This window comes from Longimicrobiaceae bacterium (genome assembly GCA_035696245.1).
GTDB lineage: Bacteria > Gemmatimonadota > Gemmatimonadetes > Longimicrobiales > Longimicrobiaceae > DASRQW01.
In genome coordinates, this window is record DASRQW010000352.1 from 1 (window position 1) to 5,026 (window position 5,026).

The following is a 5,026-nucleotide window of genomic DNA, read 5'->3' on the forward strand; positions in this document are numbered from 1 at the left end:
GACCGCATCGACCGCATCGACCGCATCGACCGCATCGACCGCATCGACCGCATCGACCGCATCGACCGCAACCGACATCTACCGTATGGAGAGCGGAGGGAAGGCCGGGGCGGCGGAGCGGGGTCGAGGCCCAGCTTCCACCATCCCACACGACTTTCCCTCGCATTACCGGATGGAGCGGCGAGTCAAATGTTTACCGAAGTTGACGGAGCACCGCACGCAGGGTAGTATTGGGCGCCCCATCCGCAGCAACCCACCATCCCCGTACCATTCCGCAGGAGCCTTCCCGATGTCCACAGTGCAGTTGCGTCCCCTTTCGTTCGGGGAGGTCCTGGACGGCGCGTTCACGCTTTACCGGCGTCACTTCGCGACCTTCTTCGTCACCGCTCTTCTGCCGCAGCTGCCGGTGATCCTGATATGGATCGCGTACATCGCGGTCGCAGGCGGCAAGCTCGACTCGGCGCTCCAGACGGCGTTTACGTTCGGCGCGCTGCCTTTCGTGTGGCTGGGGGCGGTGCTCATCGACGGCGCGCTGGTGCAGCAGTCGTCGGCGGCCTACCTGGGCGCGCCGGTCACGCGACGCGACGGCTACGCGCTCGCGTTCAGGCGTTTCTTCCCCATGCTCGCCACCGCGATCCTGTACTGGGTCGCCGTCTTCGTGGGGTACATGTTCTTCATCGTGCCCGGCGTGCTGATGATGATCATGTTCTTCGCGTCCAGCCAGGTCACGGCGCTGGAAGGCACGTGGGGGCCGCAGGCGCTGTCGCGCTCGCACACGCTGGCGGACGGGGCCTGGGGCCGCATCTTCGCCCTGGGCCTGGTGCTGTGGCTCATCGTGTACATGCCCGTGATCGCCACCGGGGTCGGCGTCTCGGTTGCTGGGCCGGGCTACTTCGCCACCATGGGCAAGGTGGCCTCCTCGCCGGTGTTCACGGCGGGCACGCAGATCGTCGGTGCCCTGGTCAAGGCGCTCATCACGCCGCTGCTCACGCTGGGCATGACGCTCCAGTACTTCGACCGCCGCGTTCGGTCCGAGGGGCTGGACCTGGAGATGTCGGCTCCGTCGATGGCCATGGCCTGAGGTGCAGGCCGGCCCCCTCCCCGGCCGGGCGGAAGTCGCCCGGGCGCTCGCCCGCGTGTACGCACGCCCGGAGTTCGCGCCGCAGCGCACGTATGGCTGGGCGCAGCGCATCACCGATGCGTGGGAGGCGGTGAAGGACTTCTTCGCGCGCATCGCGGACCGGCTGGGCGTCATGCAGACGGCCGCGCCGGTGCTGTTCTGGGTGATCTTCGGGTGGATGGCGATCACCGCGCTCGCCATCCTGGCCCACCTCGTCTACACCGTCTCGCAGACCTGGCGCGCCCGCGAGCGCGACCCGGCGGTCAAGCCCGTCCGCTCCGCCGCCGCGCGCCCCGTCACCGCCGCGGACTGGGAGGCCGAGGCCCGCCGCGCCGCGGCCGAGGGGCGGCTGCGCGACGCGGCCGTGGCGCACTACCAGGCGCTGCTGCTGCGGCTGGACGCGCGCGGGGTGCTGCGCTACGACTCGTCCAAGACGCCGGGCGAGTACCGCCGCGAGGTGCGTCGCGACCCCGCCGCCGGGCGCGCGTTCGGCGGCTTCCTGCGTCTCTTCGAGCCCGTTGCCTTCGGCGGGCGGGCGCTGGACGCAACCGGCTACGAGCGGCTGCGCGCCGCCGCCGCGGAGGCCGAAGGCCGTGGGTAGCCGCGACCGCGTGCTGATGGGGGTGCTGGTCGCCCTCATCGCCGCCCTGGTGATCCTCACCTCGGCCAGCCGCGGCCCGTCCGGCTCGGACCCTCGCCGCTCCACCTTCCTGGGCACCCCCGAGGGCACCCGCGCGCTCATGCTCACGCTGCGCGAGCTGAAGGTGCCGGTGGCGCGACGCACCGAGGCCTTCACCGAGGGCGACTCCCTCACCGGCGCGCTGGCCCTGCTCGCGCCCGTCGAGGAGCCCACGCCCGGCGAGCTGCACGCCCTGGCCGGCTTCGTACGCGGCGGCGGCACGCTGCTGTACGCCGCGCGCTTTTCGGACCCGGTGATGGACACGCTGGGCCTGCGCCTGGAGGAATTGGGCGACACCGCCGACCTGCTCGCAGCCGCGAGCTTCGACGGCGCCCCCGCCCGGCCCGCCGGCACGCACCCGTGGACCGCGGGCACCGAGCGGGTGGACGGCTTCCGCAGCGCGTTCGCGGCCAAGTCGCGGGTCCTCAAGCAGGGCGCCGTGACGCTGCTCGCCACGCGCAAGGGACGCCCCGTCGCGCTGTCGTTCCGCATGGGCCGCGGCACCGTGCTGGCGCTCAGTGACTCGCGCCCGCTGGGAAACGCGCGGCTGCGCGAGGGCGGCGCCGCGCTGCTCTTCGCCCGCGCCGCCGCCGAGGCCACTCGCGGCGGCGGCACCCTGCGGTTCGACGAGTACCACCAGGGCTTCCACGGCGATGGCAGCGTGAGCCGCGCCATGAGCGCGTTCCTGCGCCGCACGGGGCTGGGGCACGCCGTGCTTCAGTGCGCCCTCGCCGCGCTGGGCCTGCTGCTGCTCATGGGCCGCCGCTTCGGCGCGCCGGTGCCGCCGCCCCCCGCCGAGCGCCGCTCGCCGCTGGAGCACGTGGAGGCGCTGGCCGGCGCGTACCGCCAGTCCGGCGCGCGCGCCACCGCCCGGCGGCTGCTGGTGGCCGGCATGGCCCGCCGCATGGGCCGCAAGGCCGCCCGCGACGCCGCCGCGCAGGACGAGATGGTGAGCGGCCTCGCGCAGCGCATGCCCGTGGCGCGCGACGCCGCCCGCGAGCTGGGCGAAGAGTGGAACAAGGGCGACGGGGCCGACCTCGTGGCCCTTTCCGGAAAAGTGGACCGACTCCTCCAAGAGGCCAAGCGAACGTGAGCACGATCCTTCCCGAGACGACCGGGGCCGGCGAGCGCGCCCGGCAGGTGCTGGACCAGCTGGGCGGCGTGGTGCTGGGGCAGGAAGACGTGCTCCGGCAGATGCTGGTGGCGCTCCTGGCCGGCGGGCACGCGTTGCTGGAGGGCGTGCCCGGCACCGCCAAGACCCTCGCCATCCGCGCGCTGGCCATGTCGCTGGACCTGCGCTTCGGCCGCGTGCAGTTCACGCCAGACCTGATGCCCACCGACCTGGTGGGCGTGAACATGCTCGACGAGTCGCGCCGCGAGTTCGTATACCACCCCGGCCCCATCTTCGCCGACGTGCTGCTGGCGGACGAGATCAACCGCGCGCCCGCCAAGACGCAGGCGGCGCTGCTGGAGGCGATGGCGGAGCGGCAGGTCACGGTGGATGGGAAGACGCGGCCCCTGCCCGCGCCCTTCACCGTCTTCGCCTCGCAGAATCCGGTGGAGTACGAGGGCACCTACCCGCTGCCCGAGGCGCAGCTGGACCGATTCCTCCTCAAGATCAGCGTGGGCTACCCCGGCGCCGAGGCCGAGCGCGCCATCCTGGACCGCTACGCCGAGGGGTTCAGCGCCGAGCGCACCGACAGCTTCGGCATCCGGCCGGTGATGGCGGGGGCGGATCTGGCGGCCCTGCGCGCCTCCGTGGCCGCCGTGCACGTGGAGCCCAGCGTGCGCGACTACGTGACCCGCATCGTCCGGGCTACGCGCGAGGAGCCCAGCTTCGGCCTGGGCGCCAGCCCGCGCGCCGGCGTGGCGCTCTTCCTGGCCTCGCGCGCCGAGGCGTTCCTGAACGACCGCGACTTCGTCACGCCCGACGACGTGAAGACGCTGGCCACCCCCGTCCTGCGCCACCGCGTGGTCCTCACCCCCGAGGCCGAGGTGGAAGGGCAGCGCGTGGACGACCGGCTGGAGGGGCTGCTCAACACTCTCCCCGCCCCCCGCTGACGCGCCGGATGGACCGCATCCACACCTCGCCGCTCCGCGCCGCCTTCGCAACGGCCGACGCTTGCAGCCACAGCTCGGGAGATGCGCGGCGGGTGATGCGGCGTAGCCGGCAGAAGTGCCGCGGACGGGCGGGCGCGTGAACTTCCTTCCCTCGCGGCGGCTGCTCGCGATCATCGCTGTCGCGGCGGTGCTCTTCGCCGTCTCCACCCCCCTCGCCCTCGTCGCCGACGCGTTCCTCCTCGCCGCTGTCGTGGCGGACGCGCTGCTGGCGCCGGGCGCGCGGGGGCTGCGGGTGGAGCGCCGCGCGCCGGAGCGCATCTCCCTGGGCGGCACGGCCGAGGTCCGCATCTCCGTCGCCGGGCGCACCGACCGCCGCGTTCCCCTGCGCGTGACGGACGACCTGCCGCAGTTGCTGGAGCGCGACGGACCGGACGTGCTGGAGATGGAGCTCGCGGGCACGCGCGAGGAGAAGACGGGCTACACCGTCCGCGCCGCGCGCCGCGGCGACGCCTTCTACGGCGACCTGCACGTCCGCGCTCTGGGGCCCATGGGGCTGGTGTGGCGGCAGTCGCGCATCCGCCGGGCGGACCCGCTGCGGGTGCAGCCGGGCGTGCTGGAGGTCAAGCGCTATCGGCTGCTGGGCCTGCGCAACCGGCTGCAGGAGGCGGGCTTCCGCACCGTGCGGCTGCGCGGCGAGGGCGGCTCGTTCGAGAGCCTGCGCGAGTACGTGCGCGGCGACGACCCGCGCAACCTGGACTGGAAGGCCACCGCCCGCCGCGGCACCCCCATCGTCCGCCAGTTCGAGGTGGAGCGCCGCCAGAACGTGCTCATCGCCATCGACGCGGGGCGGCTGATGACGCAGAAGGTGGGCGAGCGCGAGCGCATCGACTACGCGCTGTCCGCCGCGCTGCTGCTGGCGGACGTGGCGTCGCTGTACGGCGACCAGGTGGGGCTGCTCGTGTTCGCGGACCGCGTGCAGCAGTACATCCCCCCCAGCCGCACCTCGCTCTCCCGCCTGGCCGACGCGCTGGGCGAGGTGCAGGCGCGCATGGTGGAGCCCAACTACCCGGCCGCATTCACCTACCTTGCCAAGCACCTGCGGCGCCGCTCGCTGCTGGTGATCTTCACCGACGTGATCGACGCCGCCTCTTCCGCCGCGCTGGTGG

6 protein-coding genes are annotated in these 5,026 nt (G+C 73.4%); all 6 read left to right on the plus strand.

Annotation, left to right across the window (positions count from 1 at the left end; all coding sequences use genetic code 11):
- Window positions 1–289: 289 nt before the first annotated feature.
- Window positions 290–1,081, plus strand: coding sequence for a hypothetical protein (locus tag VFE05_16205; GenBank protein HET6231617.1), 792 nt, complete (start codon window positions 290–292; stop codon window positions 1,079–1,081).
- Window position 1,082: 1 nt separating this feature from the next.
- Window positions 1,083–1,721: a DUF4129 domain-containing protein gene (locus VFE05_16210; protein HET6231618.1), complete on the plus strand. Its 639-nt coding sequence runs from the start codon at window positions 1,083–1,085 to the stop codon at window positions 1,719–1,721.
- Window positions 1,714–2,892 (plus strand): DUF4350 domain-containing protein, encoded by a 1,179-nt coding sequence (locus VFE05_16215; GenBank protein ID HET6231619.1) that lies wholly within the window; start codon window positions 1,714–1,716, stop codon window positions 2,890–2,892. The genes VFE05_16210 and VFE05_16215 overlap by 8 nt, the downstream gene beginning before the upstream one ends.
- Window positions 2,889–3,860: a MoxR family ATPase gene (locus tag VFE05_16220; GenBank protein ID HET6231620.1), complete on the plus strand. Its 972-nt coding sequence runs from the start codon at window positions 2,889–2,891 to the stop codon at window positions 3,858–3,860. Before VFE05_16215 ends, VFE05_16220 begins: the two co-directional genes overlap by 4 nt.
- An 8-nt stretch (window positions 3,861–3,868) precedes the next feature.
- Window positions 3,869–4,000 carry a hypothetical protein gene (locus VFE05_16225; protein HET6231621.1) on the plus strand — a complete coding sequence of 44 codons (132 nt, stop codon included), beginning with the start codon at window positions 3,869–3,871 and terminating at the stop codon, window positions 3,998–4,000.
- Window positions 3,997–5,026 (plus strand): DUF58 domain-containing protein (locus VFE05_16230; GenBank protein ID HET6231622.1); only part of this gene is annotated, 1,030 nt, incomplete at its 3' end. The genes VFE05_16225 and VFE05_16230, both read left to right, overlap by 4 nt.

Excerpts from the sequence above, each read along its gene's own strand:
- VFE05_16225 (HET6231621.1), top strand. The coding sequence starts at position 3,869 with ATGGACCGCATCCACACCTCGCCGCTCCGCGCCGCCTTCGCAACGGCC.
- VFE05_16205 (HET6231617.1), top strand. The coding sequence starts at position 290 with ATGTCCACAGTGCAGTTGCGTCCCCTTTCGTTCGGGGAGGTCCTGGAC.